The 23,729-nt window shown below is 70.0% G+C and carries 29 protein-coding genes; 17 read left to right on the top strand and 12 right to left on the bottom strand.

What is annotated here, in order from left to right; genetic code table 11:
• Positions 1–38: 38 nt before the first annotated feature.
• The 6 genes from nuoF to ACFV9H_RS33490 are packed head-to-tail and all read right to left on the bottom strand — an operon-like array spanning position 39 to position 5,179.
• Entirely contained in the window at positions 39–1,421 is a 1,383-nt protein-coding gene (nuoF, locus tag ACFV9H_RS33465) for an NADH-quinone oxidoreductase subunit NuoF (RefSeq protein ID WP_385405804.1), read from the bottom strand.
• Entirely contained in the window at positions 1,421–2,182 is a 762-nt protein-coding gene (gene nuoE / locus ACFV9H_RS33470; protein WP_385405808.1) for an NADH-quinone oxidoreductase subunit NuoE, read from the bottom strand. Before nuoE ends, nuoF begins: the two co-directional genes overlap by 1 nt.
• The gene (locus ACFV9H_RS33475; protein ID WP_385405810.1) at positions 2,179–3,519 is read right to left on the bottom strand and encodes an NADH-quinone oxidoreductase subunit D; all 1,341 of its coding nucleotides are present in this window, start codon (positions 3,517–3,519) and stop codon (positions 2,179–2,181) included. Before ACFV9H_RS33475 ends, nuoE begins: the two co-directional genes overlap by 4 nt.
• Entirely contained in the window at positions 3,519–4,253 is a 735-nt protein-coding gene (locus ACFV9H_RS33480) for an NADH-quinone oxidoreductase subunit C (protein WP_385405812.1), read from the bottom strand. Before ACFV9H_RS33480 ends, ACFV9H_RS33475 begins: the two co-directional genes overlap by 1 nt.
• Positions 4,250–4,804 carry a NuoB/complex I 20 kDa subunit family protein gene (locus tag ACFV9H_RS33485; protein ID WP_385405815.1) on the bottom strand — a complete coding sequence of 185 codons (555 nt, stop codon included), beginning with the start codon at positions 4,802–4,804 and terminating at the stop codon, positions 4,250–4,252. The genes ACFV9H_RS33480 and ACFV9H_RS33485 overlap by 4 nt, the downstream gene beginning before the upstream one ends.
• Before the next feature lie 15 nt (positions 4,805–4,819).
• Positions 4,820–5,179 carry an NADH-quinone oxidoreductase subunit A gene (locus ACFV9H_RS33490; RefSeq protein WP_030028256.1) on the bottom strand — a complete coding sequence of 120 codons (360 nt, stop codon included), beginning with the start codon at positions 5,177–5,179 and terminating at the stop codon, positions 4,820–4,822.
• Positions 5,180–5,970: 791 nt separating this feature from the next.
• On the opposite strand from ACFV9H_RS33490, the gene ACFV9H_RS33495 reads away from it, so the two are divergent.
• Positions 5,971–6,816 (top strand): C40 family peptidase, encoded by an 846-nt coding sequence (locus ACFV9H_RS33495; protein ID WP_385405818.1) that lies wholly within the window; start codon positions 5,971–5,973, stop codon positions 6,814–6,816.
• 105 nt (positions 6,817–6,921) lie between these two features.
• On the opposite strand, the gene ACFV9H_RS33500 is transcribed toward ACFV9H_RS33495, so the two are convergent.
• Positions 6,922–7,908 (bottom strand): hypothetical protein, encoded by a 987-nt coding sequence (locus ACFV9H_RS33500; RefSeq protein WP_385405821.1) that lies wholly within the window; start codon positions 7,906–7,908, stop codon positions 6,922–6,924.
• A complete protein-coding gene (locus ACFV9H_RS33505) occupies positions 7,908–8,267 on the bottom strand; it encodes a hypothetical protein (protein ID WP_385405823.1) in 360 nt (119 codons plus the stop codon). Before ACFV9H_RS33505 ends, ACFV9H_RS33500 begins: the two co-directional genes overlap by 1 nt.
• 261 nt (positions 8,268–8,528) lie before the next feature.
• Here ACFV9H_RS33505 and ACFV9H_RS33510 point away from each other — a divergent pair, with 261 nt between their 5' ends.
• Positions 8,529–8,759: a hypothetical protein gene (locus tag ACFV9H_RS33510; protein WP_385405824.1), complete on the top strand. Its 231-nt coding sequence runs from the start codon at positions 8,529–8,531 to the stop codon at positions 8,757–8,759.
• A gap of 92 nt (positions 8,760–8,851) precedes the next feature.
• Here ACFV9H_RS33510 and ACFV9H_RS33515 read toward each other — a convergent pair whose 3' ends face one another.
• The gene (locus ACFV9H_RS33515) at positions 8,852–9,823 is read right to left on the bottom strand and encodes a hypothetical protein (RefSeq protein ID WP_385405827.1); all 972 of its coding nucleotides are present in this window, start codon (positions 9,821–9,823) and stop codon (positions 8,852–8,854) included.
• A 27-nt stretch (positions 9,824–9,850) separates the two neighbouring features.
• Positions 9,851–10,258, bottom strand: a complete 408-nt coding sequence (locus tag ACFV9H_RS33520) for a hypothetical protein (protein WP_385405829.1) — start codon at positions 10,256–10,258, stop codon at positions 9,851–9,853.
• A 244-nt stretch (positions 10,259–10,502) separates the two neighbouring features.
• On the opposite strand from ACFV9H_RS33520, the gene ACFV9H_RS33525 reads away from it, so the two are divergent.
• From ACFV9H_RS33525 to ACFV9H_RS33550, 6 genes are all read left to right on the top strand, one after another.
• Positions 10,503–10,991, top strand: coding sequence for a hypothetical protein (locus tag ACFV9H_RS33525; protein ID WP_385405831.1), 489 nt, complete (start codon positions 10,503–10,505; stop codon positions 10,989–10,991).
• Positions 10,988–12,682, top strand: a complete 1,695-nt coding sequence (locus ACFV9H_RS33530; RefSeq protein WP_385405834.1) for a peptidoglycan-binding protein — start codon at positions 10,988–10,990, stop codon at positions 12,680–12,682. The genes ACFV9H_RS33525 and ACFV9H_RS33530 overlap by 4 nt, the downstream gene beginning before the upstream one ends.
• Before the next feature lie 89 nt (positions 12,683–12,771).
• A complete protein-coding gene (locus tag ACFV9H_RS33535) occupies positions 12,772–13,428 on the top strand; it encodes an ABC transporter ATP-binding protein (protein WP_385405863.1) in 657 nt (218 codons plus the stop codon).
• Positions 13,429–13,532: 104 nt separating this feature from the next.
• Positions 13,533–14,741 (top strand): ABC transporter permease, encoded by a 1,209-nt coding sequence (locus tag ACFV9H_RS33540; protein WP_385405865.1) that lies wholly within the window; start codon positions 13,533–13,535, stop codon positions 14,739–14,741.
• Positions 14,742–14,789: 48 nt separating this feature from the next.
• Positions 14,790–15,038, top strand: coding sequence for a hypothetical protein (locus tag ACFV9H_RS33545; protein ID WP_385405836.1), 249 nt, complete (start codon positions 14,790–14,792; stop codon positions 15,036–15,038).
• Positions 15,039–15,172: 134 nt separating this feature from the next.
• Complete coding sequence (locus ACFV9H_RS33550; RefSeq protein WP_385405839.1) at positions 15,173–16,900, top strand: recombinase family protein; 1,728 nt, start codon at positions 15,173–15,175, stop codon at positions 16,898–16,900.
• A gap of 62 nt (positions 16,901–16,962) precedes the next feature.
• Here ACFV9H_RS33550 and ACFV9H_RS33555 read toward each other — a convergent pair whose 3' ends face one another.
• Together ACFV9H_RS33555 and ACFV9H_RS33560 are read right to left on the bottom strand one after the other, a co-directional pair.
• The gene (locus ACFV9H_RS33555; RefSeq protein WP_385405841.1) at positions 16,963–17,169 is read right to left on the bottom strand and encodes a hypothetical protein; all 207 of its coding nucleotides are present in this window, start codon (positions 17,167–17,169) and stop codon (positions 16,963–16,965) included.
• Positions 17,170–17,290: 121 nt separating this feature from the next.
• Positions 17,291–17,737, bottom strand: coding sequence for a helix-turn-helix domain-containing protein (locus ACFV9H_RS33560; protein WP_385405843.1), 447 nt, complete (start codon positions 17,735–17,737; stop codon positions 17,291–17,293).
• A gap of 206 nt (positions 17,738–17,943) precedes the next feature.
• Between ACFV9H_RS33560 and ACFV9H_RS33565 the strand changes: the two genes are divergently transcribed.
• The 9 genes from ACFV9H_RS33565 (at position 17,944) to ACFV9H_RS33605 (ending at position 23,554) form a co-directional block, all read left to right on the top strand.
• Entirely contained in the window at positions 17,944–18,084 is a 141-nt protein-coding gene (locus ACFV9H_RS33565; RefSeq protein ID WP_385405845.1) for a hypothetical protein, read from the top strand.
• A 14-nt stretch (positions 18,085–18,098) separates the two neighbouring features.
• Entirely contained in the window at positions 18,099–18,374 is a 276-nt protein-coding gene (locus tag ACFV9H_RS33570) for a hypothetical protein (RefSeq protein ID WP_385405847.1), read from the top strand.
• 23 nt (positions 18,375–18,397) lie between these two features.
• Positions 18,398–19,429, top strand: a complete 1,032-nt coding sequence (locus tag ACFV9H_RS33575) for a YqaJ viral recombinase family protein (RefSeq protein ID WP_385405867.1) — start codon at positions 18,398–18,400, stop codon at positions 19,427–19,429.
• Positions 19,426–20,340 (top strand): recombinase RecT, encoded by a 915-nt coding sequence (locus ACFV9H_RS33580; RefSeq protein WP_385405849.1) that lies wholly within the window; start codon positions 19,426–19,428, stop codon positions 20,338–20,340. Before ACFV9H_RS33575 ends, ACFV9H_RS33580 begins: the two co-directional genes overlap by 4 nt.
• Entirely contained in the window at positions 20,340–20,972 is a 633-nt protein-coding gene (locus ACFV9H_RS33585) for a DNA cytosine methyltransferase (protein ID WP_385405870.1), read from the top strand. Before ACFV9H_RS33580 ends, ACFV9H_RS33585 begins: the two co-directional genes overlap by 1 nt.
• Positions 20,929–21,516, top strand: a complete 588-nt coding sequence (locus ACFV9H_RS33590; protein WP_385405852.1) for a hypothetical protein — start codon at positions 20,929–20,931, stop codon at positions 21,514–21,516. The genes ACFV9H_RS33585 and ACFV9H_RS33590 overlap by 44 nt, the downstream gene beginning before the upstream one ends.
• A gap of 162 nt (positions 21,517–21,678) precedes the next feature.
• Positions 21,679–22,629, top strand: coding sequence for a mucin-2 (locus ACFV9H_RS33595; RefSeq protein ID WP_385405854.1), 951 nt, complete (start codon positions 21,679–21,681; stop codon positions 22,627–22,629).
• Positions 22,626–23,345, top strand: a complete 720-nt coding sequence (locus ACFV9H_RS33600) for a hypothetical protein (protein WP_385405855.1) — start codon at positions 22,626–22,628, stop codon at positions 23,343–23,345. The genes ACFV9H_RS33595 and ACFV9H_RS33600 overlap by 4 nt, the downstream gene beginning before the upstream one ends.
• On the top strand, positions 23,342–23,554 hold the full coding sequence (locus ACFV9H_RS33605) for a hypothetical protein (RefSeq protein ID WP_385405858.1): 213 nt from the start codon (positions 23,342–23,344) through the stop codon (positions 23,552–23,554). Before ACFV9H_RS33600 ends, ACFV9H_RS33605 begins: the two co-directional genes overlap by 4 nt.
• Positions 23,555–23,729 lie beyond the last annotated feature (175 nt).

Raw genomic sequence — 23,729 nt, forward strand, 5'->3', positions numbered from 1 at the left:
TGTGGTGACGGCGGCGGCGGCGCTGCCGCGTGCCTTGGTCATCGCGCCGCCTCCGCATTGGAATCGGCCCAGAGCGTGGACCTCGAAGGATCGAAGGGGCAGCCCTTGCCCGTGATGTGCTGCTCGTACTCCTCGCGGAAGTACTTCAGCGAGGAGAAGATCGGGCTGGCGGCGCCGTCGCCCAGCGCGCAGAACGACTTGCCGTTGATGTTGTCGGCGATGTCGTTCAGCTTGTCGAGGTCGGACATGACGCCCTTGCCCGCCTCGATGTCGCGGAGCAACTGGACCAGCCAGTAGGTGCCTTCGCGGCAGGGGGTGCACTTGCCGCACGACTCGTGGGCGTAGAACTCGGTCCACCGGGTGACGGCCCGCACCACGCAGGTCGTCTCGTCGAAGCACTGCAGCGCCTTGGTGCCGAGCATCGACCCGGCCGCGCCCACGCCCTCGTAGTCGAGCGGGACGTCGAGGTGCTCGTCCGTGAACATCGGGGTGGAGGAGCCGCCCGGGGTCCAGAACTTCAGTCGGTGCCCGGGCCGCATCCCGCCGCTCATGTCGAGGAGCTGGCGCAGGGTGATGCCGAGCGGGGCCTCGTACTGGCCGGGGCCCGCGACGTGCCCGGAGAGCGAATACAGCGTGAAGCCGGGGGACTTCTCGGTCCCCATCGACTTGAACCAGTCCTTGCCCCGGTTGAGGATCGCGGGAACCGACGCGATGGACTCCACGTTGTTCACCACAGTGGGGCAGGCGTAGAGCCCCTCGACCGCAGGGAAGGGGGGACGCAGCCGGGGCTGACCGCGCCGGCCTTCGAGGGAGTCGAGCAGCGCCGTCTCCTCGCCGCAGATGTACGCGCCCGCCCCCGCGTGCACCGTGATGTCGAGGTCGAGCCCGCTCCCCAGGATGTCCTTCCCGAGGTATCCGGCCTCGTACGCCTCGCGCACCGCCTCGTGCAGGCGCCGCAGGACCGGCACCACCTCGCCGCGCAGGTAGATGAAGGCGTGCTGCGAGCGGATCGCGTAGCAGGCGATGATCATTCCCTCGATGAGGGAGTGGGGGTTGGCGAAGAGGAGGGGGATGTCCTTGCAGGTTCCCGGCTCCGACTCGTCCGCGTTCACGACGAGGTAGTGCGGCTTTCCGTCGCCCTGCGGAATGAACTGCCACTTCATTCCGGTGGGGAAGCCCGCGCCGCCGCGTCCGCGCAAGCCCGAGTCCTTCACGTACGCGATGAGGTCGTCCGGGGTCATCGCGAGGGCCTTGCGCAGGCCTTCGTAGCCCTCGTGGCGCCGGTAGGTCTCCAGCGTCCACGACTCGGGCTCGTCCCAGAACGCCGAGAGGACGGGCGCGAGGAGCTTCTCCGGGCTGGTGCCTCCCCCGGCCTCCGGCCGGGAGGTGCCCCCATTGCTCAGTTCGGATGACACGGTCATCACTCCCCTCCCTCGGTGGTGGTGTCGCCACGCGTCTCGCCGTGCGCCTCACCGCGCGGGTGCACGATCGGGGCGCGCGGGGATTCGCCGCGGGCGATGCGCAGGCCGATCAGGGAGGCGGGGCCGGCGCCGCCGGTCGCCTCGACCGCGCCGTCGCGCTCGTCGGGGAAGCCCGCCAGGATCCGGGCGGTCTCCTTGTACGTGCACAGCGGCGCGCCCCGGGTCGGCTCGACGGGACGGCCGGCCAGCAGGTCGTCCACCATGGCCTTGGCGGACTCGGGGGTCTGGTTGTCGAAGAACTCCCAGTTGACCATCACCACGGGGGCGTAGTCGCAGGCCGCGTTGCACTCGATGTGTTCGAGGGTGACCTTGCCGTCGGCGGTGGTCTCGTTGTTGCCGACCCCGAGGTGCTCCTTGAGCTCCTCGAAGATGGCGTCGCCGCCCATGACCGCGCACAGGGTGTTCGTACAGACGCCGACCTGGTAGTCCCCGGAGGGCTTGCGCCGGTACATCGTGTAGAAGGTCGCCACGGCCGTGACCTCGGCGGTGGTCAGGCCCAGCACCTCGGCGCAGAAGCGGACGCCGGTGCGGGAGACGTAACCCTCCTCCGACTGGCACAGGTGCAGCAGCGGCAGCAGCGCGCTGCGGCTGTCGGGGTAGCGGGCGATGACGTCCTTGGCGTCCGCTTCGAGGCGTGTCCGTACCTCCGCCGGGAAGTCGGGGGCGGGCAGCTGGGGCATACCCAGCGAGATCTCTGTCATCGGTCGACGCCTCCCATCACGGGGTCGATGGAGGCGACGGCGACGATGACGTCGGCGACCTGGCCGCCCTCGCACATCGCGGCCATGGCCTGCAGGTTGGTGAAGGACGGGTCGCGGAAGTGGACCCGGTAGGGGCGGGTGCCGCCGTCGGAGACGAGGTGCACGCCGAGCTCGCCCTTGGGCGACTCGACCGCCGCGTACGCCTGCCCGGCCGGCACCCGGAAGCCCTCGGTCACCAGCTTGAAGTGGTGGATGAGGGCCTCCATGGAGGTGCCCATGATGTTGCGGATGTGGTCGAGCGAGTTCCCGAGGCCGTCGGGGCCCATCGCGAGCTGCGCCGGCCAGGCGATCTTCTTGTCGGCGACCATCACCGGGCCCGGCTCCAGCCGCTCCAGGCACTGCTCGACGATCCGCAGCGACTGGCGCATCTCCTCCAGGCGGATCAGGAACCGCCCGTAGGAGTCGCAGGTCTCGGTGGTCGGCACGTCGAAGTCGTAGTTCTCGTATCCGCAGTACGGGTCCGACTTGCGCAGGTCGTGCGGCAGGCCGGCGGAGCGCAGGATCGGGCCGGTGGCGCCGAGCGCCATGCAGCCGGTGAGGTCGAGGTAGCCGACGTCCTGCATGCGGGCCTTGAAGATGGGGTTGCCGGTGGCGAGCTTGTCGTACTCCGGCAGGTTCTTCTTCATGGTCTTGATGAAGTCGCGCAGCTGGTCGACGGCGCCCGGGGGCAGGTCCTGCGCGAGGCCGCCGGGGCGGATGAACGCGTGGTTCATGCGCAGGCCGGTGATCAGCTCGAAGATGTCGAGGATCAGCTCGCGGTCGCGGAAGCCGTAGATCATGATCGTGGTCGCGCCCAGCTCCATGCCGCCGGTGGCGATGCACACCAGGTGGGAGGAGAGCCGGTTGAGCTCCATCAGCAGGACGCGGATGACGGTGGCGCGGTCCGGGATCTGGTCGGTGATGCCGAGCAGCTTCTCGACGCCGAGGCAGTACGCCGTCTCGTTGAAGAACGGCGTCAGGTAGTCCATGCGCGTGACGAAGGTGGTGCCCTGCGTCCAGTTCCGGTATTCGAGGTTCTTCTCGATGCCGGTGTGCAGGTAGCCGATGCCGCAGCGGGCTTCGGTGACCGTCTCGCCGTCGATCTCCAGGATCAGGCGGAGCACTCCGTGGGTGGAGGGGTGCTGGGGGCCCATGTTGACGACGATCCGCTCGTCGTCGGCCTTGGCCGCAGACTGGACGATCTCGTCCCAGTCGCCGCCGGTGACGGTGTAGACGGTGCCTTCGGTCGTCTCGCGCGCCGAGGCGTGGTCGGCGGAGGCGTGATTCGAAGTGGACATCAGCTGTACGACCTCCGCTGGTCGGGAGCCGGGATCTGGGCGCCCTTGTACTCGACGGCGATGCCGCCGAGCGGGTAGTCCTTGCGCTGCGGGAAGCCCTGCCAGTCGTCCGGCATCATGATCCGGGTGAGGGCCGGGTGCCCGTCGAAGATCAGGCCGAAGAAGTCGTACGTCTCGCGCTCGTGCCAGTCGTTGGTCGGGTAGACGGAGACGAGCGACGGGAGGTGCCGGTCGCTGTCCGGGACGGACACCTCCAGCCGCAGGATCCGGCCGTGGGTCAGCGAGCGCAGGTGGTAGACGGCGTGCAGCTCGCGGCCCTTGTCGTTCGGGAAGTGCACGCCGGAGACGCCGGTGCAGAGCTCGAAGCGCAGGGCCGGGTCGTCGCGCAGGGTGCGTGCGACGCGGACGAGGTGCTCGCGGGCGATGTGGAGGGTCAGCTCCGCCCGGTCTACGACGACCTTCTCGATCGCGTTCTCCGGGACCAGGTCCTGCTCTTCCAGGGCGCCTTCGAGTTCGTCCACGACCTCGTCGAAGTACGAGCCGTAGGGGCGGACGGCCGGTCCGGGCAGGCGCACGGAGCGTACGAGTCCGCTGTAGCCGGAGGTGTCGCCGCCGTTCCTGGCGCCGAACATGCCGCGCTGGACCCGGATCTCCTCGCCGTGGTCGCCGCGCTGTCCGGGCAGGTTCTGCGCGCTGAGTTCCTTGTCGGGGTTTGGTTCGCGGGTCTCACTCACCGGAGCAGCCCCTTCATCTCGATCATGGGAAGTGCCTTGAGGGCCGCTTCCTCCGCCTCGCGGGCCGCCTCTTCCCTGTTCACGCCGAGCTTCGAGGTCTGGATCTTCTGGTGGAGCTTGAGGATCGCGTCCATCAGCATCTCGGGGCGGGGCGGGCAGCCGGGGAGGTAGATGTCCACGGGGACGATGTGGTCGACGCCCTGGACGATCGCGTAGTTGTTGAACATTCCGCCTGAAGACGCACAAACCCCCATGGAGATGACCCATTTGGGAGCGGGCATCTGGTCGTACACCTGCCGGAGCACCGGCGCCATCTTCTGGCTGACGCGGCCGGCCACGATCATCAGATCGGCCTGGCGCGGGGAGCCGCGGAAGACCTCCATGCCGAAGCGGGCCAGGTCGTACCGGCCCGCTCCGGTGGTCATCATCTCGATCGCGCAGCAGGCCAGGCCGAAGGTCGCGGGGAAGACGGATGACTTGCGCACCCAGCCCGCGGCCTGTTCGACGGTGGTCAGCAGAAAGCCGCTCGGCAGCTTCTCTTCCAGTCCCATGGAAAATTCAGCCCCTCAGTCCCATTCCAGGCCGCCGCGGCGCCAGACGTAGGCGTAGGCGACGAAGACGGTGAGCACGAAGAGCAACATCTCGACGAGCCCGAAGATCCCCAGGGAGTCGAAGGTGACGGCCCAGGGGTAGAGGAAGACCACCTCGATGTCGAAGACGATGAAGAGCATCGCCGTGAGGTAGTACTTGATGGGGAAGCGACCGCCGCCGGCCGGCGTGGGAGTCGGCTCGATGCCGCACTCGTACGCCTCAAGCTTCGCCCGGTTGTACCGTTTTGGGCCGATCAGCGTGGCCATGACCACGGAGAAGATCGCAAACCCTGCGCCGAGGGCGCCGAGCACGAGGATGGGCGCGTACGCATTCACGCTCCTCGCTCCTTCCAGTCGTCCTTGACCGTTGGACCGCTGCCGGCGCCGAGTGCCCCGCCTCGCTCTCGCATGTGAGGCAGTTCACAAGCCGGACTGCTGCGCATCTTATGCCTGCGCGTCTGTGATCTGCGACACGGGTTACAACAACGAGTTTGTGATCTCCACCACCTGACGAACGATCATGAAGTCCGATGAGTGGTGATCTTCGTACGCGAAGCATCCACATGATCACCAAAGGTGACATCCGGGCTCGTTACCGCAGGTAGAGGGGGCGCTGCCCTATCAAACGATGGCCCGTGCAGGCAAATTGGCGAGACGGTCGCCGGGGTGATAAAGGGATCGGCATCCCCCGGCCGGGGGAGCCCTCGCGTACGGAGGTGGACGCGGACCGATCGGGGCCTCCGAGGGGCCCGGATCCACGTGCGTCCGTTCACGAGCGGGTCCGTCCGCCGGCCTCGAAACCGTCGATCGCTTCACAGCCGGATCACGGACGGACCACGGATGCACCACAACACCCCCACAGCGTGACTCCCCTGTGACCTGCGCCACTGTGAATCCGTGGTTCCGAAAGAGGGCTTGGCCATCAGTGCGGAGGGATGGTAGGCCGTGGATCAATTCGGACTTATTGCGGAAACCCCATGATCACAGCCTTGTGAAGGCATGTCCGTTTGGCCCGTTACGGCGTCAATAAGAAGCGCGACGCGCCCGGTTCGCGCGCTTCGCGCACAACTGTGGCGCAGACCACGTTTCTTGAAGGGAACCCTGACGCCCTGATAGCGGTTGTCCTCATGTCCCACACCGCTCACATACCCAGCCACCGGAAGCCCCGCCGCAGCGCCTCGAAGCTCGCGGTCCGCGCCGGAGTTGCCGGTGGCGTCCTCAGCACCCTGGCCATGGCCGGCACGGCGAGCGCGTCGCCCTCCGAGCCCGTGGCCGAGACGACGCTCGAAATGCCGGTCCTGAACCTGGACCTGGCCGCCGAGGTCGCCTCCGCCGTCACCACGGCCGCCGAGAACACCCGCTCGGCCGCCGTCGAGGGCGAACTGAACGCCCAGGAGGAGAGCGCCCTCAGCGGCGCCGCCGCCGAGGCGAAGCAGGCCAAGGAAGCGGCCCAGAAGAAGGCCGACGAGGAGAAGAAGGCGAAGGAGGAGGCGGACCGCAAGGCCGAGGCCGAGCGCGCCAGCCGCACCGCCGCCCGCAACTCCCTCCAGAACACCTCGGGCTCCGGCTCGACCTCCGGCTCGCAGCAGGGTGTCGGCACCGTGACCGCCCCGGCCACCGGCTCCGCCGCCGCGATCGTCAACTTCGCCCGCGCGCAGGTCGGCAAGGCGTACGTCATGGGCGGCACCGGCCCGTCCTCGTTCGACTGCTCGGGCCTCGTGCAGGCCGCCTACCGCCAGGCCGGCATCTCCCTGCCGCGCATGTCCCAGGCGCAGTCCTCCTCGGGTACCTCGGTCTCCCTGAGCGCCCTGCAGCCGGGCGACATCCTGTACTGGGGCTCCCGCGGCTCCGCGTACCACGTGGCCATCTACGTCGGTGGCGGCAAGTTCGTCGGCGCGCAGAACCCCAGCACGGGCATCGTCGAGCGCAGCCTCAGCTACGACAAGCCGACGGGCGCCGTCCGCGTCCTCTGACGCGCCGGGCCGTCAGGGCCATCGGAGCCGTCATGGCACCGCGAAGGGCCGGTACTCCCCCGCTCGGGGGCGGAGTACCGGCCCTTCGACGTGTCCACGACCGCCTCAGCCGAGTGAGGCCGCCAGCTTGAACCGCGCCTCGCGCTGCTTCGCGTACAGCGCGAGGGTCTGGGCGTGCTCCTCGACGAGCCGCTCCTGGTAGGCCTTCTCGACCGCGGCCCAGATGCCCACCAGGTTCACCTCACGCTTGCAGGCGACGTCGGCCTTGGCGGCGGTGACGGCCCGGGGGCCGCCCTTGTCGTTCTCCAGGCCCAGTTCCTCGACGACGTCATAAGGCGTACCGATCCCGCCGTATCCGGACTTGTCCATACACGCCGACCATTTCCTCAGCGCGTTGACCACCCGGGAGTCCTGCTTCGACCGCTCGTGCGCCTCGGAGGACAGCCCGAAGGCGAAGAGCAGGTCCACGCTGTCCTTCGTCGGCGCGTACAGCTTCCGGAACCCCTCCCGCCCGCACCCGCCGGCCGGCACCTTCTGCCCGGCCGCCGTCAGACCGCTGTCGACCCGGGCCGCCTCTTCCTCGGTGGGCGCGTCGAGGGGCACGCCGCCCTGGGCCCCGCGCTGCTCGCCGTTCATGACGACGTACGCGCTGTCGCTCAGCTGCGGGGCGACGGGTTTGACCGCCGGGTCGCCCCCGGTCCCCGACTTGTCGTACCCATGGGCCGCCGCGAACTCCGGATCGGCCAGACCGAAGAGATGGCGGTGCCGGTCCTCGGCCCCGCCTCCGCCGGAGGGCGCGGCCGTCTTCACGCCCTCGTACGTGAACCCGTACCGGGCCATGCACCGGGAGACGAGCACCTGCTGGACCTGACCCATCCGGATCCGCTCGGCCTCGGTGTCCGTGTAGGCGTCCATGGGGAACGCCAACGTGGCCGTGGCCGGATTGTCCGCTACGGGACCCAGCTCGGGCTCGCCCCCCGCCCCGCCGGCGCCGCCGCCGCCGCAGCCGGACAGCAGCACGACGGCCAGCAGCGCGAGGGCGGGCAGCGCGGCGGGGAGGCGTCGCGCGGGGGCGGGGCGGACGGCACGCATCAGGAATGGAGGGTGTAGGCGGCCGAACTGATCCTGTTCTTGAACGTGGCGGAGGCGTTGCCCACGTAATTCGACGGGATCTCGCCGACATTGCCGTCGAGGTCCTTGTCGGTGGCCACCTTCCAGGCGTAGACGTCCCGGTTCCGATAGGACTCGGTGTTGTCGTTCACGCCCTTGTACATGCCGTTGCACGTGGGCTTGAAGGTGTCGTCGGCGAAGTTCGTGTCGGTCGTATATAGGTCGAAGACACAACCCGCCTGGCCCGTCAGGTAGTAAAGTCCGAACTCGTCGCCTTCCAGGTTTCCGTCCTTGCCGTACGCGGTGGAAGGTCCTGCTGTGCCCAGTAGAATCGCGCTCACCGAAACCGCGGCGACGCACCCCGATACCAGTTTTGCCACTGCTCGATTCATCACACGTGCCTCTCTTTTCGGGTGAGCCGGATTCAACGTCCCCGACGAATCGACTGTCTAGTCGCAATCCCGCCTAACGGATCGTCAGCTCCCTGGCTTGTAAGGACGTTGCGCATCTCCGGCGGAGCCCTCTACCCTCACCCGGCAGACCCTCGCCGCGACCGGTCACGGACCGATGAATTCCACTTCTATCGCCCCAAGGAAAACCCCGTGCGCGCACGCCATTTCGCCCCGCTGCTGCTCATCTGCATTTCCCTGACCGGGTGCGGAGGTGACGGCGAGCCGAAGGCGAGCGACTGCATGCGGGCCGAGGGCGTCTCCTGGTACCCGGACCCGGATCCGGTCACCGGCGAGTTCACCGACCGCGGCTTGACCCCGGAACAGCGGGCGAGCCTCAAGCGGAACCACGCCGACGCCCTGCGCAAGTGCATGGGCAGGTGAACGGGCTCGGCCCCGACGAAAGGGGCCGGGGCCGAGCGGTCCGGGCGAACGGTCCGGGCGAACGGTCCGGGCGAACGGTCCGGGCCGAGCCGTCAGGCGAGCGAGGCCGCGAGCTTGAGGCGGTCGTCGCGCTGCTTCTTGTACAGGGCGAGGGTCTCGGCGTGCTCCTCTACGAGCCGCTGCTGGTACGCCACCTCGGCGGCCGCCCAGATCCCGACGAGGTTGACCTCGCGCTTGCACGCCACGTCCTTGGTGGCGATGGCGACCGCCTTGGGGCCGGCCTTGTCGTTCTGCAGGCCCAGCTTCTCGATCACCTCGTACGGGGTGCCGACTCCCCCGTACCCGCCCTTCCCCATGCAGTCGGACCAGCCCTTCAGCGCCGTGACCACCCGGGAGTCCTCCTGCGCGCGGTTGTGCGCCTCGGCGGCCAGCCCGAAGGAGAAGAGCAGGTCGACGCTGTCCTTCGTGGGTGCGTACAGCTTGCGGTACGCCTCCCGCCCGCAGCCGCCCGCCGGGACCTTCTGCCCGCCGACCTCGACTCCGCTGTCCACCTTCTCGGCTTCTTCCTGACTCATCGGATCCGGGCCGGTCGGGGCGGTCTCGCCGGGCCGGGTCCCGAACAGGACGGCGGACGCGCTCTGGCTGAGCTGCGGCGGAGCCGGTTTCTGCGGGCGGGGCACTCCGGATTCGCTGTCGTAGCCGTGGGCTGCCGCGTGCTCGGGGTCCGCCTCGCCGAAGAGGTTCCGGTGCCGGTCCCCGTCTGCGCTGCCCGTCGCGGGCCGCTTCGACGGTGCCTCGTAGGTGAACCCGTACCGGGCCATGCACTGCTCGGTCAGCCGCGCTTGTACCGCGTCCATCCGCCGGATCTCGGCATCCGAGTCGGTGTACGCATCCATGGGGAGGGAGATGGACGAGGTGGCGGGGTTCGTCGCGATGGGGCCGAAGGCGGGTTCGCCGCCGTCCTTCCCCTTCCCCCCGCCGCCGTCCGAGCAGCCCGCCAGCAGGACGACTGTCGCCGCCAGCAGGGCGGTCGCGACGGACGGGCGGCGTGGGGTGGGAGACATCAGTGGTTCCTTAGGGATGCGGACGGCCTAGTACCACCAGATGGAGCTGATGCTGTCCTTGAAATTGGCCGTGGCATTGCCCGTGTAGTTGGGCGGGATCGAGCCCTGGATGCCCTTGTAGTCGGCGTCCGTGTAAACGCGCCGGCCGTTGATGTCGAGGTTCTTGTAGGCCCGGGTGTTGTCGTTCACGTTCTGGGTTCGACCGTCACAGCCCGCAGGGCCGTAGAAGGTGTTGTCCGTGAGGGTCGGGTCGTCATTGTTGCTGTCGAAGACACAGCCGCTGGGGCCGTATTCGTAGTACAGACCGAACTCGAACTGCTCCAGGTAGCCGCCGTGCACCCACGCCGAAGCGGGGGAGGCCGTCGCGACCAGCAGGGCGGCCGCGATGGCCGCAGGGGCGGCCGCGAGACGCAGGCCGCGCAGGTTCTCGTTCATTCGCGCATTCCCCACTGTAGAAATAGACAGCACCGGATTCCCCAACCGCCTTAGATCTAGCGGGATTTAAGTTCAGGTGACGCTCATTCACAAGAAGTAATCTCAGCCTACGGACAGTCAAAAAAGCGGTCTGAGACGGGGGTTGTAGCCCGGAGGAACACTCTCTAGGATCACGAGTCGCGTTCGCACGCCACTTCGCTCTGCGGCGCCCTCATCCATCCCCATACCGAGGGAAGCGCCCCCTATGCGCAAGCATGTGCCGTTCATATTCCTCGCCGTGTCGCTCGCGCTCAGCGCGTGCTCCGGCGGTGGCGAGCCGAAGGCGAGCGACAGCCCGCCGCCCACCAAAGAGGACATCGCCTACTACGACTGCCTCAAGGACAACGGGGTGAAGCTCACCCACACCGACTACGGTGCGCCCCGCGTGGACAAGGACGATCCGACGGCGATCAAGAACCTCCCCGCGGCCCAGGAGGCCTGCAAGGACAAGGTCCCGCCGCCGCGCTCTCCCGAGCCGGCCGACCCGAAGATGCTGGCCGAGGCCCAGGCGGAGTCCAAGTGCCTGCGCGAACAGGGTGTCGCCTGGTACCCGGACCCCGACCCGGTGACCGGGTACATCGACGACCGGGCCGTGACATCGGAGCAGATGGTCGAGCTCAAGACGAAGCACGTGGACGCCCTGCGCAAGTGCAAGAAGGACCGGGGCTCCGACAACGCCGTGCTCGGCGGGTGAGTGAACTGCAGGACGTCGTGGTGGACGTGACCGCCGACGAGCAGCGCGGCGCGGTCGACGAGAAGGCAGCGCCGGAGGCCGGCGGGCTCGCGCGGGGACGGCGGGTCGTGCTCGGGGTCGTCGGTGGAGCCGCGCTGATGGCCATCGGCGGGTTGCTGGCCACCACGCTGGTGAAGTCCCCCGCGCAGGTGGCCGCCGAGACCGGTCCGCCCGCGCAGGGCGTACTGACCGCGGAGGTCGAGCGGCGGATTCTCGCGCAGAAGGTGGTGATGCGCGGGACCGTCGTCGCCGACCAGAGCGTCGACGTGGCCCCGCAACCCCGCTCCGCCGAGGGCGCCGGCACGCCCGTGGTGACGAAGCTGCCGCTCAAGGCCGGGGACGCCGTCGCGGCAGGACAGTTGCTGGCGGAGGTGTCCGGGCGGCCCGTGTTCACCCTCAAGGGGACCCTGCCCGTCTACCGGGACCTCAAGCCGGGCGCCACAGGCGACGACGTGGCCCAGTTGCAGCAGGCGCTGCGCGAGCTCGGGCACAGCACCGGTGGCGACCCGAAGGGCGTGTTCGGGGCCGGTACGAAGTCCGCTCTCGCCGCGCGCTACAAGGCCATCGGCTACGACCCGCTGCCGGCCGTGGCGGACGGCGCGGAGGTGCTCAAGGTCGCGCGGGAAGCCGTACGGTCGGCCGAGTGGGCCGTCGAGGACGCGAGCGCCTCCCCCGGTTCCTCGGGGTCGGGCGGTGATTCCGGCGGGCCGGCTCCCTCGGCCTCGCCCGCGGAGCCCGGATCGGGCAAGACGGGGGCCACGTCCAAGCCCGGAGCCGGCGGCACGAGCGGCGACTCCGGCCGGGCCCTCACGCGTGCCCGCCAGGCCCTCGCCGAGGCCCGGGCCAAGCTGACGGCCGCGGAGGCCGCCGACGGGCCGATGCTCCCCGCCTCCGAGACCGTGTTCCTCGGCTCCTTCCCCGCCCGGGTCAGCGCCGTCGGCGGCCGGATCGGCGGGCCCGTCTCCGGGGCGATGCTCACCCTCTCCGCGGGTGAGCTCGTCGTCGAGGCGTACCTCAAGGAGGACAAGAAGCAGCTGCTGCGCGCGGGCATGTCCGTCGTGGTCTCCTCCGAGGTCGCCGGCACGGACGCGCGCGGCAAGGTGGCGCTGGTCGCCACCGAGCGGTCCACCGGCCAGTCGTCGGGCCAGCAGGGCGGGCAGCAGGGCGGGCAGGGAAGCCAGGGCGGACAGGGCGACGGAGCCCAGGGCAAGGGAGGCGGCGGAGCCGACCTCGGCTACCGGATGGTGGTCCGGGCCGACCAGCCGCTGCCCGCCGCCTTCGCCGGGCAGGACGTCCGGCTGACCATCGAGTCCGCCGCGACCGACGGCGAGGCCCTCGTGGTTCCGGTCACCGCGGTCTCCGCGAGCCCGGACGGCCAGACCCTCGTCACGGCCGTCTCCACCGACGGCACGCAGCGGCGCATCCCCGTCCGGACCGGCACCAGCGGCGACGGCTACGTGGCCGTGACCCCCGTCAGGGACGGCGAACTCGCGGCCGGTGCCCGCGTCGTGATCGGCATCACCGCCAGGGAGCCGAGCCAGAGGCCGGGCAAGGAGCAGGGCAAGACTCAGGGCAAGGAACAGGGCAAGGCGCTGGGCCACGAGCCGGGCAAGGCTCCGGGCAGGACGCCGGGCAAGGGGAGCTGGACGTGAGGTTCCCCCGCCCGCGCCGCCCCCGGCCGCAGGAGGCGGCGGAGTCCGGTGCCGGCGCCGGCGCCGGCGCCGCCGTCACCGCCCCGGTCATCGAGTTCCGCGGGGTCGGTCTCACCTACCCCGGTCCGCCGCCCGTCGAGGCCCTGCACCCTTGCGAACTGGTCGTGGAACGGGGTGAGTTCATCACCGTCGTCGGCCCCTCCGGCTCCGGTAAGTCCACCTTCCTCAACGTCGCCGGGCTGCTCGACTCCCCCACCAGCGGCCGGTACCTCCTCGACGGGATCGACACCGCCGCGCTCCCCGACCGGGAGCGCACCGCCCTGCGCGGCCGCCGGATCGGGTTCGTCTTCCAGTCCTTCCACCTCCTCCCCCACCGGTCCGCCCTGGAGAACGTCACCCTCGCCATGCTCTACACCGGAACACCGCGCGCGCAGCGCCTCGTACGGGCCCGCGAGGCACTCGACCAGGTCGGCCTCGGGCACCGCGCCGGCGCCGTGCCCGGGCGGCTGTCCGGCGGCGAACGCCAGCGCGTTGCCATCGCCCGCGCCCTCGTCGGCCGGCCGTCGCTCCTCCTGTGCGACGAGCCCACCGGCAACCTCGACTCCGCCAACGCCGCCTCCGTACTGGGCCTGCTGGACGAACTCCACACCTCCGGGATGACCGTCCTCGTCATCACCCACGACCCCGAAGTGGCCCGGCGCGGCGCACGCACCGTGACCATCCGCGACGGGCGGCTGCGTACGTGAGCACCGTCGAGCCCACCGTCGAGCCCACCGTCGAACCCACTGTCCGGCGCAGGTTCCGCCGCAGGTTCCGGCGCACCGCCGAGCGCACCGTCCGGCCGACCCGGCTGTCCGTACGCGACGCGCTCGCCGAAGCCGTCGCCGGCATGCTGCGCCGCCCCGGCCGGGCAGTGCTCACCGCCCTCGGCACCGTGCTCGGCGTCGGCAGCTTCGTCGCCGTGCTCGGCCTCACCGCCACCATCTCCTCGCAGATCGACGGCCGGTTCAACGTCCTGACCGCCACCGAGGTGACCATCGAGGACGTGGCCGCCCAGCGGAACGAGTTCGCCGGACCCGGCTTCCCCTCCGACGCCGAGCAGCGGCTGCGCGCCGTCGCCGGCATCGAGCACGCCGGGGTGCTGTGGACGGTACGGCTGGACTCGCGGACCACCCTCGGCTCCCTACCCTCCGGCGACGGGGCCGCCGGCGGGGCTTCCACCAGCGGCGCGTCCGTCGTCGCCGCCTCCCCCGGAGCCGTCGCCGCCCTCGTGCCCACCCTCCAGGAGGGCCGCCTCTACGACGAGTTCTCCGAGCGGAGCAGACAGCGCGTGGCCGTCATCGGCGCCGGACTCGCGGGCCGCCTCGGCATCACCACCCTCGCCACCCGGCCCGCGCTCTACATCGGGCAGGAGCCCTTCACCGTGGCGGGGATCATCTCCGACGTGGAACGCAAGCCGGAGAACCTGCTGTCCGTGCTCGTGCCCCGAGCCACCGCCGAGGAGCTGTGGGGGCAGCCCTCGCCCGGCAGCGCGAGCATGCTGATCGCCACCGAACTCGGCGCCGCCCGCCAGGTCGCCGATCTCGCCCCGCTGGCCCTGCGCCCCGACCACCCCGAGTACCTGAAGGCCGTACCGCCGCCCGACCCGCGGATGCTGCGCTCCGGCGTCACCTCCGACCTGAGCGCGCTCTTCCTGCTGCTGGCCGGAATCTGCCTGGTCATCGGCGCGGTCGGGATCGCCAACACCACCCTCGTCGCCGTACTGGAGCGGACCGGCGAGATCGGACTGCGCCGCGCGCTCGGCGCCCGGGGGCGGCACGTCTCGGCCCAGTTCCTCACCGAGTCGGCCGCGCTGGGCGCCCTCGGCGGGCTGGTCGGCACCTCGCTCGGCGAACTGACCGTGGTCGGCGTCTCCCTCGCCCGCGACTGGACCCCGGTGATCCACCCGGCCACCGTCGCCGCTGCCCCGGTCGTCGGGCTGGTCACCGGACTGCTGGCCGGTCTCTATCCCGCCTGGCGGGCGGCCCGTATCGAACCGGCCGAGGCCCTGCGAAGATAGGACCCGGCCCGATCTGACCGTTCGACCCCGGATTGGAGGCGGTGGCCCGTGCCCCCGAAGCCGTACGAGGACCACGGTCCCGGCGACCCCACCGCCCTGCCGGCCGCGCTCGCCCTCGGCATGCTCGCCGTGGGCGGCTGGCTGCTGACCACCGCCCGCCCCTGGCACAAACCCGGCCACGCCCTCACCCTCGGACTCGGCTGGACCGCCTCGGGGGCCCTGCTGGTCTGCGGCCTGACGCTGCTGGCCCGATGCGTGCGCACCGTGCACGGCAGCGCCGCCGACACCGAACCGTAGGACCCGGCCACCCGGCCCCAAGGCCTGAGGCCTTGGGGCTCAGGCCTTGGGGCTCAGGCCTCAAAGCCTCAAGCCTTGGGGGCCACCTTGGTTTCACCGAGTTAGAGATACTTCGGTTGGAACGAGGGGGAGGCATGAGCCTAAAGACGATCGCAGGGCCAAGGGGGACACGTAGCCTCGCCGGCCTTCGGGGCGGCCGATACGCACGCAAGAGCGCGTATCGAGGAAAGACGAACAGCAAGGGCCGATCGGTCCGTGAGCAACTCGACGCCACGCAGGCCGATGCGGATCGCGACGGCGTGAACATCGTTGAGACGTTCATCGACGACGACCGTTCGGCATCACGTCACGCGGGGGGCCGCGAGCGTGAAGACTTTGAGCGCATGATCGAGTGGATCGAGCAGGGGAAGCTCGACATCGTGTACGCGTGGGCGGCGACTCGTTTGCAACGCGACTTGGCTGTCTATGCCCGTCTCCGCGACGCCTGCGCCAAGCACGGTGTGCTCTGGTGCTACGGCGGCAAGGTCTACGACCTCAGCGACAAAGACGACCGCTTTCGCACGGGCCTCGACGCGCTGATCGGCGAGCGCGAGGTCGACGAGATGCGCGACAACGTGCTGCGGTCCCTGCGCGCGAACGCGATCAATGGCAAGCCGCACGGTCAGCGCGCATATGGGTACCGGCGCGTCTACGACCCTCACACCCGCGAGCTGCTGCGAACGGAGAAGGAGCCAGCCGAGGCCGAGATTGTCGCGGAGATCTGCAAGGCGGTCGCCGATGGCAAGGCGTACGCCCAAATCGCTCTGGCGTTGAATCGCCGCGGCGTGACCCCGCCCGCCCGCGAGTGGCGCAAGGAACAGATCAAGGCGTTGGCCCAGTGGAGGGAAGATCTCCCGGCCAACTCTCGATTGCATCCCTCATGGGTGGCCCGCCTCGTTGACCGTGAAGATCTGCGCGTCGAGGCTCGCACCCGTTTGGTGGCAGGCGAGTTGCCCCTCGACATCTCGCAGGATTTCAACGCGCGCCGCGAGCCGCTGCTGCTCGCCCGGTGGCACCCCGCGACGGTCGTTGATTATGCGGAGGACCCGCGATACCTCGGTGCTCGCACCCACCACGGCAAGGTGACGGCCGAGGACGCGTGGCCGCGCATCGTCGACAAGGCAGTGCACGTGCGTGCGGTCGCGATCATCGCCGAGCGCAAGGCGAAGCGGCACAATTCGAGGCCCGGAAAGGCCGTTAACTGGCTGTCCGGCAGCATGGTCTGTGATGTGTGCTCTGTGGCGGTTGGGTCGGGAAGGAACAAGTACGGCCCCTATTACCGGTGTGTGCAGCCCAAGGTCGAGGGCAAGTTCGGCGGGAAGGGCTATCACGTCTCCGGTCTGACAAAGGCGATAGACGCGTACGTCGAGGGCGAGCTGTTCAAGTGGTTGTCGTCGCCGGCGTTCATCGCCGCCTTTACGGAGGGCGACGACGAGGCGCTGAACCAGATCGAAGAGGCCGAGGCCGAGGTCGTCATGCTGCGGGTACGCCTTAAGGAGTTCCGTTCGAAGGCGATCGAGGGAGCCCTCTCCGCGGACAGCTTTGCCGAGATCGAGGCCGGTCTCACTCCGAAGATCGCGGCAGCGGAAGCAAAGGTGAAGTCGCTCAAGGCCCCGTCGGTCGTGCGCGAGATCGTCGGGACCACGCCGGAAGAGGTCGCCAAGGGGTGGGCGACGCTGGAGCTTCCGCAGCGTCGCCTGATCGCCGAGACGCTGCTCGATGTACGGATGAAGAAGGTCCCGCACGGGCCGAGCGTGCCGGCGAGCGAGCACGTGTCTCTCGCTCCTCGTATGCCGGTGAAGTCGGCAGCGGGCGCGGCGTAGCGGATACGGACGGCCGAAGGGCCGCAGGGGATGTGTCCCCTGCGGCCCTTCGGTGTTCAGGTTCACTCGCCGGCGGATGCCGACGGAGCGCCATGTCGGGCGCCGTCCTGTTCGGCGTGGGGGGCGAGGCCGTTAAGGGCTTGCTGGAGGCTTGCCGCACCTGTGGGGGTGATGTGGCGGCCGTCCATGTCGATCGTGAGTCCGTGTTCGGTGGCTCGGACTACGGTGATCGCTCCGGTATCGAGTTGGGTGCGGATGACGCGGATCAAGGTGTTGCCCCCCTCGTGGCATGACGGACCTTGACTCGAACATATGTACGAGGCAAGACGCCCGAACCACCTTACTCATCCCAACACCGCAGGTCACGCGCATACGACGCGTAGTGATCAACTAGGAAGACGAGCGGTCCCCTTCGGAAAGTTCCGGCGGAACCTCACCCGCCGCATAGCGTCGCAGGAGCGCCTCGACCTTGGGCATGTCCTTCCGGCCCATGCCGGGAGCGTGCACGACGACGACGGTCGTCTCGTCGTTGCTCATGTCGAACGGATCATCGGCGACGAGGCCGCAATACTGCTGCGATGCGGCGATTCGAACGTCGCGCTCGGGGCGACCAATGGCGGCGGCAACGGCACCCACCACCCCGGGCGAGAGCATGATCGACTTGTTCGCCGCTATCCGGTGCAGCGTCGTGTACCCCACCGCCTCACCTGTCGTGGGGTCGATCGCCCGCTCGGCGAGCTTGCGGTACGAGAGCCCTAGCTCTTCCTTCGCGGACCGCAGGAGATCCCCGAAGGGCGTCCCGTACGGAGTCCGAAACGGGTTGTCACTCTCCGGCACTCTCTTGTCTCCGTTCTTGTTTCACAACTCGAACAGTCTCATCTAATCAGCCATTACCCCGAACTGCACGCTGATCAATGCCGTTGACGTGCACTTTCTCGCCACCTATGGTTGCCGTTGTTCGACATCTGCAACAACCGGTTGGGCACTATGGAGCACTTTGGGCCCCTGGTTGTTCGACATCTGCAACACACGGAGGGGGAACCGTGCACGCCGAAGAGACACCCGACACACCTGCCAAAAGCGAAGACTGGCCCGAACCCACCGACGAGCAGCTCGCCGTGATCCGGCGCATCCTCGCCCCTCGTATCCGGCAGGTGCGCGCCGAGCAGGGGGTCGCAGCGTGAAGAGCGAACAGCGCGTGAGTGCAGTCGAGTTCGTCGGTCCGCCGCCCAAGCAGCGCAACACGAAACACGTAAGGATCGCCGCCGATCTCCGCGCTCACCCGAACGTCTGGGGTGTCGTACAGAAGCCGGCGAGCGTCACCCGCGCCTCGTCTGCCGCGCAGGCGATCCGTAACGCCCGACTGCCCGCGTACGGTCCTGCTGGCAGCTTCGAGGCGGTCGCCCGCACGGTCACCTCGGGGGGCTCGACCGAATACCGGGTCTACGCCCGGTACGTCGGGGGTGCGGAGTGAGCGGCGCTACTGCGTCGCCGCTCGTGACGCCGACCGGCGTCGTCGTCGCCCCGCCGAGCCTCGACCGCGAGCAGTGGCTCACCGTGCGGCGTGCGGGGGTTGGCGGCTCTGAGGTTGCCGCGGTGCTCGGGATGAGCAGGTACACCTCGCCGACCGAGGTCTACCTCGACAAGGTGGGCGAGCTGCCGCTCGACCGCCCGCTCGACCCGGTCCTCGCCGAGGCGGCGTTCTGGGGGCACCAGCACGAGCCGACGGTCGCCCGCGTGTTCGCCGAGCGGACCGGTCTCGGCGTCGTCGAGGGTCCGGGAACGCTCGCGCACGTCGAGCGGCGTTGGATGCTGGCGAACGTCGACCGGTACGTGCTCGACGAGGGCGCCTCGGCGCCGTCGAGCCTGCTGGAGATCAAGACCCGCAGCGCCTTTCAGCTCGACGAGTGGCTGCTCGGCGTGCCGGACGGGCCGGCGCTCCAAACGCATTGGTACCTCGCCGTCACCGGATACGGGCACGCACACGTCGCCGCGCTGCTCGGCGGAAACCGGCTGCTGATTCACCGCGTCGAGCGCGACGAGACCCTCGTCGAGCACCTCGTCGAGATCGTCGGCCGCTTCTGGCAGGGCGTGCTCGACCGCGTTCCGCCGCCGGTCGACGGTTCCGAGGCGACCGAGTCCCTGCTCGATCACCTCTACGCGGTCAAGGCCGGCGGCGTGCTCGTCGCCGACCCCGCCGAGGTGCTGCCCCTGCTGGAGCGCCGCCGCGAGCTCAAGGCGCGCGAGGAGCGCACCTCGGCCGAGTTGCGCGAGGTCGACAACCGCCTGAAAGCCGCCGCGGGCGAGGCCGAGATCGTCAAGACGCAGGGCGCCGTCGCGTTCACGTGGAAGCAGAACGGCCCGCTCTCACAGAAACGATTCACCGCCGCGCACCCCGACCTCGCGCAGCAGTACACGCACCGCGTCGACGCGCTCGATACCGCGCGCCTCGCCGCCGAGCGCCCCGACGAGTTCCGGGCGCACCGCGCCCGACGCCTCGTCGTCCCGAAAGAGAGTTCCGCAGCATGAGCAGCAACCTTGCCGATCGCGTGGCCACCCGCACCGCGCAGACCCGTATGCCCGCCGTCCCGGCTACCCGCGCCGCGCAACCGGCCGCGACCCTAGTTCAGTTCGTGCAGCAGATGCGCCCGGAGATCGAGCGCGCGCTGCCCGCGCACATGGGCGGCGCCGACCGTATCGCCCGGATCGCTCTTACCGAGCTGCGCAGGGTCGAGCACCTCGCCGAGTGCAGCCGCGAGTCGTTCGCGGGCGCCCTGATGACCTGCTCGGCCCTCGGGCTGGAGCCGGGCGGCGTGTCGGGCGAGGCGTACCTGCTGCCGTTCTGGAACAAGAAGATCCGCGGGTACGAGGTACAGCTCGTCATCGGCTATCAGGGCATGATCCGGCTGTACTGGCAGCACCCTCTCGCCGCCGGTCTCGACACGCACACCGTGCACGAGGGCGACACGTTTGAGTACGAGTACGGACTCGCCCCGACGCTGCGGCACATCCCCGCGCGGGGCGCGGCCAAGGGTCCGGCCACGCACTACTACGCCGTTGCCCGACTGGCCAACGGAGGTAGCGCGTTCGTCGTGCTCGATGTCGACGACGTCGAGGCGATCCGGAAGCGGAGCAAGGCGAAGGATTTCGGGCCGTGGTCCACGGACTACGACGCGATGGCCCGAAAGACGTGCGTACGGCAGTTGTTCAAGATGCTGCCCAAGTCGGCCGAGCTCGCCCGCGCCGTGGCCCACGACGGGACCGTGCGGCGCGATGCCTCGCCCGAGGGGCTCGACGTGCCCGGGGAGTACATCGAGGGCGAGATCGTCCCACAGCCTGCCGTGCCGGACGGCGCGCAGGCCGATGTCGAGGACGTTCCCTCGCATTTCGCCGGGTGGCCCGAGGCGGCCGAGCCGGGCGCGGCGCCGGTCGGTGCGTGATGGGTACGGACGGCCCGCGGATCGGGTCGTTGTGCTCCGGTTACGGCGGTCTCGACCTGGGCGTGCTCGACGTGCTCGGCGGCTCGGTCGCCTGGCACTGCGAGATCGACCCGAACGCCGCCGCGATCCTCGCCCACCACTGGCCCGACGTGCCCAACCTCGGCGACCTGTCCGCCGTCGACTTCGACCAGGTCGAACCGGTCGACGTCCTGACCGCCGGTTTCCCCTGCCAAGACGTCAGCCTCGCCGGCCGTCGCGCCGGTATCGCCGAGGGCACCCGCTCCGGCCTGTGGCTGCACGTCGCCCGAGCAATCCAAGCCCTACGCCCCCGATTGGTGGTGATCGAGAATGTCCGCGGCCTCCTCTCGGCGACGGCACATAGCAGCGTGGAACCGTGCCCGTGGTGTGTGGGAGACACAGGCTCTGAGCCTCCTTTGCGAGCACTCGGCGCCGTACTCGGCGACCTGGCCGGCCTCGGGTACGACGCGGAATGGTGTTGCGTACGCGCGTCGGAGGTCGGCACTGCCCACCGTCGCGAGCGGGTGTTCATCGTCGCGCGGCCTGCTGCCGACCCCGACGGCGACCTTCGTGCAGGACGCGATCGACCCCGCAGTGTGGCGAGCGCGGCGTGAGCGCATGAAGGCCCGCCACCCCGGCATGGGCGACATGGGTCTGCCGCTCGGTCTCGCCGTCCGGCTGCTGCCGACCCCGCGCACCTCCGACACTAACGGCGCTGGCTCGCACGGCGACGGTGGCCCGGATCTGCGAACCGCGGTTTCTCTCCTGCCCACCCCGCGCGCGTCGGACGGCGAGAAGGGCAGCCCGAACCAGAAGTTCGGCGACGGCAGTCCGACCCTCGCGAACGCCGCAACGCAGCTACTACCCGAGGCATCCCCGGACGACAGCACCGGTACCCGCTGGGGTCAGTACGCCGTCGCCGTCGAACGCTGGGAGGCCTTGACCCGCCCGGCCCCACAGCCTGTGGACGAACGCGACCGTCTGAGCCCCTCGTTCGTCGAGTGGCTCATGGGGTTGAGCGAAGGCCACGTGACCAGCGTCGCCAAGCTTTCCCGCGGTGCGCGGCTCAAGGCGTTGGGAAACGGCGTGGTGCCGCAACAGGCCGCCGCCGCAGTGCGGTTGCTGCTCGATCGGCTCGACGACCCTCCGACCGCATGAGGTGCCGCCACTGGGACGGCTCGGGGCGCCGCTACTGCTGCGCCCCGGGCGCCCGCCGCTATCTCCCCGGCTACCGCTGCCCCCTGCACACCCCCGCCGCCCTCACCGGACGGCCCGAACCGGGCACCCCGCCCCCCTCAGATCAGGAAGGAGTCACCCGCCGTGGCGTGGTTCAAGATCGACGACAGCTCACACATGCATCCGAAGATCATCAAGGCGGGTAACGCCGCCCTCGGTTTGTGGGTCCGGGCGGGCGCCTACTCCGCGCAGCACCTCACCGAGGGCACCGTGCCCGCCGTCGTCGCCCGGCAGTACGGGACCGCCCCGCAGGCCCGCAAGCTCGTCGCGGTCGGTCTGTGGCACGAGCACGGGCACACCTGCCCGCGCTGCCCGCAGCCTGCCGCCGGCGACTTCATCGTGCATGACTTCTTCGAGGGTGGGCGGAACTCGACCCGGGCGCAGGTCGAGGCCAACCGGGCCGCCGCCGCAGAGCGCAAGGCCAAGAGCCGAACGCGCGGAAACGAGACGCGAATCGGTGGCGAATCGGGCCCGGATCGTGCGCGAAACGAGCGCGGATCGTCGCCGGATCGGCCGCGAAACGCACCCCCGTTTCAGGAGGGAAGCACAGGTCAGGAGGGGGTGTCACACCGTGACCCTGTCGAGGGCGTCACAGGCCCCCAAGCCAGCACCAAGCCTTACCCCTCTACTTCCTACGGAAGTAGAGGTGAACAAGCTAGCCCCGACGGACCCCGGATCGCCGAGCCCGTACGGCCCCTTGTCGACGCCATGAGCGCCGCCGGAATGGTCGTCTCCTGGGAACTCTCCTCCGCCGAGTGGCTGCTGCTGCACGCCCTGATCGAGCGGTGCGGCGTACAAGTCCTCGTCGACCACGCCGGCGGTGCCTGGCAGGCCGCTCGCACCCGCCCCCGCTCCGCCCGCTACTTCGTCTCGGGGTGGCGCTCCCTGCCCACCCCGCCCCCGCGCGCCCCCGGGGCCGGCCCGAACGTCGTCCCGCTCAACCCCGGCGCCGCCCGCCCCTCGACCACCGATCAGCGGGTGCGCGCCGGCCTTGACCTCGCCGCCCAACTTCGGGAACAGGAGAACGCCCAATGACACCCGCAGACGCCGCCGAAGTCCTCGCCCTGTGCGCCGCGTTCGACCTGCGCACCATCGGTGAAGCGGACGCCCGAGCATGGGCCTACGCCCTGCGCGACCTCCCCCTCGACGACGACACCCGCCGCGCCGTCGCCGACCACTACGGCGTAACCGAGAAACGGGCAACCCCCGCCGACGTGCGCAGGATTCGCGCCCGTATCCGCGAGGCCCGGATCGGCGCCGCCCACCCGGTCTACAACGGCAACCCGACCGAGACCGGAGCGCAGTTCACCAAGCGGCGCCGCGCGCAGCTCGCCGCCGCGGCCGACGGACACCTGCCCCCGCAGACGATCACGCAGGCACTCGACGCCGCCCCGCCGGCCGCCGTCCTCGCCCTGGCCGCGGGAGTCGGCCGCCCCGTCGACGACGAGCCGCGCCCGTACATCACCCCCGAGCAGCGGTCCGCGCTCCGCGCACCCCTGCCCAACCAACGGGCCGCGCTGCCCGCGCTCGCCGTGCCGTGCCCGGTCGAGACCTGCCGCGCCGGCCGCCGCCGACTGTGCAAGCGCGGCGCAGGGGTCGAGCTGCGGACCAACGTCCACGGCCGCCGCCGCGACGCCTACGCCGTCGAGGTCACCACCTGCCCCGAATGCGGCGCCGCCCCCGGCCAGCACTGCACCGCCCCCGAACCGCACCCCGCCCGCATCCGAGCCGCACAGGAGAGTGCCGCGTGAGTCAGTACCTCCGGCACCTTGCCGAGCAGGACGCCGCCCGCCGCGCCCGCGCCGAGGCCCACCTCGCCGAGCTGACCGCAGCGTTCTGCGACCGCGTCCTCGCCGACCACGCCGAGGACGAGCACGACCGCCTCGTGCGCCTCATGTGCACCCCACCGCAGCCCCGACGGACCCGTGCCCGCCACACCACAGGAGATCAGCGCCGATGACCCCCGAAGCCGCCCGCGCGTCCATCGCTGCCCACCTGACCGACGCACTCGACGTGCACCCCCACCTCGCCACGCTCACCGCCGCATCCCTGCTCGACCGCCTCGCCATCGACGGATGGGAGATCAACAGCAACCACCACGCGCGACCGGTCGCGCCTCGCGCGCGGGAACCTGT

This window comes from Streptomyces sp. NPDC059874, from assembly GCF_042731135.1.
In the GTDB taxonomy this organism is placed as follows: domain Bacteria; phylum Actinomycetota; class Actinomycetes; order Streptomycetales; family Streptomycetaceae; genus Streptomyces.

Excerpts from the sequence above, each read along its gene's own strand:
- ACFV9H_RS33585 (WP_385405870.1), top strand. The coding sequence starts at position 20,340 with ATGGGTACGGACGGCCCGCGGATCGGGTCGTTGTGCTCCGGTTACGGC.
- ACFV9H_RS33485 (WP_385405815.1), bottom strand. The coding sequence starts at position 4,804 with ATGGGACTGGAAGAGAAGCTGCCGAGCGGCTTTCTGCTGACCACCGTC.
- ACFV9H_RS33550 (WP_385405839.1), top strand. The coding sequence starts at position 15,173 with ATGAGCCTAAAGACGATCGCAGGGCCAAGGGGGACACGTAGCCTCGCC.
- ACFV9H_RS33515 (WP_385405827.1), bottom strand. The coding sequence starts at position 9,823 with ATGTCTCCCACCCCACGCCGCCCGTCCGTCGCGACCGCCCTGCTGGCG.
- ACFV9H_RS33475 (WP_385405810.1), bottom strand. The coding sequence starts at position 3,519 with ATGTCCACTTCGAATCACGCCTCCGCCGACCACGCCTCGGCGCGCGAG.
- ACFV9H_RS33500 (WP_385405821.1), bottom strand. The coding sequence starts at position 7,908 with ATGCGTGCCGTCCGCCCCGCCCCCGCGCGACGCCTCCCCGCCGCGCTG.
- ACFV9H_RS33495 (WP_385405818.1), top strand. The coding sequence starts at position 5,971 with ATGTCCCACACCGCTCACATACCCAGCCACCGGAAGCCCCGCCGCAGC.
- ACFV9H_RS33600 (WP_385405855.1), top strand. The coding sequence starts at position 22,626 with ATGACACCCGCAGACGCCGCCGAAGTCCTCGCCCTGTGCGCCGCGTTC.
- nuoF (WP_385405804.1), bottom strand. The coding sequence starts at position 1,421 with ATGACCGTGTCATCCGAACTGAGCAATGGGGGCACCTCCCGGCCGGAG.
- nuoE (WP_385405808.1), bottom strand. The coding sequence starts at position 2,182 with ATGACAGAGATCTCGCTGGGTATGCCCCAGCTGCCCGCCCCCGACTTC.
- ACFV9H_RS33520 (WP_385405829.1), bottom strand. The coding sequence starts at position 10,258 with ATGAACGAGAACCTGCGCGGCCTGCGTCTCGCGGCCGCCCCTGCGGCC.
- ACFV9H_RS33525 (WP_385405831.1), top strand. The coding sequence starts at position 10,503 with ATGCGCAAGCATGTGCCGTTCATATTCCTCGCCGTGTCGCTCGCGCTC.
- ACFV9H_RS33580 (WP_385405849.1), top strand. The coding sequence starts at position 19,426 with ATGAGCAGCAACCTTGCCGATCGCGTGGCCACCCGCACCGCGCAGACC.